This is a genomic window from uncultured Pseudacidovorax sp. (assembly GCF_913773995.1).
Lineage (GTDB): Bacteria > Pseudomonadota > Gammaproteobacteria > Burkholderiales > Burkholderiaceae_C > Xenophilus.
This window is the reverse complement of the sequence record NZ_CAJYES010000217.1, coordinates 1-2,965: the sequence shown is the minus strand read 5'-3', so window position 1 is coordinate 2,965 and position 2,965 is coordinate 1. Positions and strand designations below refer to the sequence as shown.

At 72.2% G+C, this 2,965-nt stretch carries 2 protein-coding genes and 1 pseudogene; all 3 read left to right on the top strand.

The genetic code is table 11. From position 1 onward, the window contains the following. Window positions 1-410: pseudogene (locus tag QZ772_RS20130) on the top strand (phosphorylase); the annotation flags it as partial. Then, window positions 398-1,981: an ABC transporter ATP-binding protein gene (locus QZ772_RS20125; RefSeq protein WP_295529991.1), complete on the top strand. Its 1,584-nt coding sequence runs from the start codon at window positions 398-400 to the stop codon at window positions 1,979-1,981. The pseudogene QZ772_RS20130 and the gene QZ772_RS20125, both read left to right, overlap by 13 nt. Before the next feature lie 2 nt (window positions 1,982-1,983). Further along, the coding region (locus QZ772_RS20120; RefSeq protein ID WP_295529994.1) for an ABC transporter permease at window positions 1,984-2,965 on the top strand (982 nt) is incomplete at its 3' end.

The window sequence follows — 2,965 nt, the reverse complement described above, 5'->3', positions numbered from 1 at the left end:
GTCCACCTTCATGTTGCGCGCGGCGCTTCTGGTTCGAGGTGGACCCGGGCATGCTGGCCGCCGCGCGCAACATGAAGGTGGACCTGGCGGCCTGCGCAGCCGGCACCTGCCTCAAGCACGCGCCGCGTCTGGTGGTCGGCGGCAACGGCGTCTCCGGCCAGGCCTTCATGGACAACAAGGCCTTCCGCGAATACACCTTCGCCACCTTCCAGGCCAATGTGCTCGACATGGAAACAGCCGCCGTGGGCATGGTGGCGCATGCCAACGGCGTGCCCTACATCGCCTTCCGGTCGCTTAGCGATCTGGCAGGCGGTGGCGAGGGCGCCAACGAGATGGGCACCTTCATGCGCCTGGCGGCCGACAATTCGGCGCAGGTGCTGCTGGCATTCCTCGCGCAATGGAAGCCCTGAGCCCGGTGGGCGAAGCGGCCGGCGGCACGCCAGTGCTGCGGCTGTCGGGCATCACGAAGCGCTTTGGCCCGCTGGTGGCCAACGACGCCATTTCGCTCACCCTTCATGCCGGCGAGGTACTGGCGCTGCTGGGCGAGAACGGCGCCGGCAAGTCCACGCTGATGTCGATCCTGTTCGGCCATTACGTGGCCGACGAGGGCCGGATCGAGGCCTTCGGCCAGCCGCTGCCGCCCGGCCATCCGCAAGCCGCCCTGGCGGCCGGCATCGGCATGGTGCACCAGCACTTCACCCTGGCCGACAACCTCAGCGTGCTCGACAACATCGTGATGGGCAGCGAGCCGCTTTGGCAGCCCTTCACCCGCCGGGCCGCTGCGCGCGAGCGGCTGGAGGTCGTGGCCCGGCGCTTCGGTCTGCCGGTGTCGCCCGATGCGCGCGTCGCGACGCTGTCGGTGGGCGAGCGCCAGCGCGTCGAGATCCTCAAGGCGCTGTACCGCGGCGCCCGCATCCTGATCCTGGACGAGCCCACCGCGGTGCTCACGCCGCAGGAGAGCGAGGCCCTGTTCGACACCCTGGGGCAGATGGTGGCGCAGGGCCTGTCGATCATCTTCATCAGCCACAAGCTGGGCGAGGTGCTGCGCGTCTCGCACCGCGTCGCCGTGCTGCGCCAGGGCCGGCTGGTGGCCGAGGCCCGCGCCGCCGACACCACGCAGGCGCAGCTCGCGCAATGGATGGTGGGGCATGCGGTGGAGGCGCCTGTTCGGCAGCCGGCATCCGCTGCCGGCGCCGAGGTGTGCGTGCTCGACGGCGTGAGCACCGACGGCGGCGCCGGCGCGCTGCACGGGGTGTCGCTGACGCTGCGCGCGGGGCAGATCACGGCGATTGCTGGCGTCTCCGGCAACGGACAGGTCGCGCTGGCCGAGTTGCTGTGCGGCACGCGAAAGGCGCAGTCCGGTCGTGTCGAATTGCTGGGCGCCCCGTTGGCCGCGCAGCCTGCCCGGCTGGTGGCGCAGGGCGTGGCACGCATCCCTGAAGACCGCCACGCCGTGGGCGTGGTCGGCGACCTGCCGGTGTGGGAGAACGCAGTGGCCGAGCGCCTGCGCACGCCCGCTTTCTCCCGCCGGCTATTGCCCGGCCTGCGCTGGGTGCGCCGCGCCGCAGCCCGCGCGCATGCGGCGCGCATCCAGCAGGCCTTCGACGTGCGCGGCGGCGGGCTGGATGTGCCGGCCCGCTCGCTGTCGGGCGGCAACATGCAGAAGCTCATCCTCGGGCGCGCGCTGACCGCGCCCGATGCGGGCTCCACGGCGGTGCCGCGGCTGATCGTCGCGCACCAGCCGACCTGGGGCCTGGACATCGGCGCCGTGGCCTATGTGCAGCGGCAGCTGATCGCGGCGCGCGACGCGGGCGCGGCGGTGCTGCTGATCTCGGACGATCTCGACGAGGTGCTGGCCCTGGGCGATCAGGTCGCCGTGATGCACGGCGGCCAGCTCACGCCCACGCGGCCGGCCGAGGCCTGGACGCGCGAGGCCATCGGCCTGGCGATGGCCGGTGAAACCGAAAGGACGCCCGCATGACGATGCGCCTCGAACGACGCACGCAGCCGTCGCGCACGGCCCTGGTGCTCGCGCCGGTGGGCGCGGTCGCCTTCACGCTGCTGGTCAGCGCCCTGCTGGTGCTGTGGGCCGGGGCGCCGGTGGGCCGCACCTACGGGCTGCTGCTTTCGGGCGGCTTCGGCTCGGTCTTCGCGCTGAGCGAGACGCTGACGCGGGCCATCCCGCTGATCCTCACCGGCCTGTCGGCGGCGGTGGCCTTCCGGGCCCGGCTGTTCAACATCGGCGCCGAGGGCCAGCTCTACGCCGGCGCGCTGGCGGCCGTCGCCATCGGCGGCATGCACGACGGCACGGGCCTGGAATGGCCGGTGGCGGTGCTGCTGCCGCTGATGTTTTTGGCGGCGGCACTGGCTGGCGCCCTACTGCTGCTCGGCCCCGCACTGATGAAGAGCCGCCTGGGCGTGGACGAGGTGGTGACCACGCTGCTGCTCAACTTCATCGTGCTGCTGGCTGTCGGCGCCCTGCTCGACGGCCCGATGAAGGACCCGACCGCCATGGGCTGGCCGCAGAGCGTGGCGCTGCAGTCGGAGCTGGAACTGTCCAAGCTCATCCCGCAGACCCGGGTGCACAGCGGCCTGCTCGGCGCACTGGTGCTGGCCGTGGGCGTGTGGTTGCTGTTCAAGCACACGGTGCTGGGCTTCGACATCCGCGCCCTGGGCGCCAACCCGCGCGCCGCCGCGTTTGCGGGCGTGCCGGTCACGCGCACCGTCGTGCTCACGGCGCTGCTCTCGGGTGCGCTGGCCGGCCTGGCGGGCGCCGTCGAAGTGGCGGGCCGCACCAGCTATGTCACGCTCGACATGTCGCCTGGCTATGGCTACACCGGCATCGTGATCGCGATGCTGGCCGGGCTGCATCCGCTGGGCGTGATCGCGGCTGGCGTGTTCGTGGCTGGCGTGCTGGTCGGCGCCGACACCATGAGCCGCGCGGTGGGCGTGCCGACCTACATCG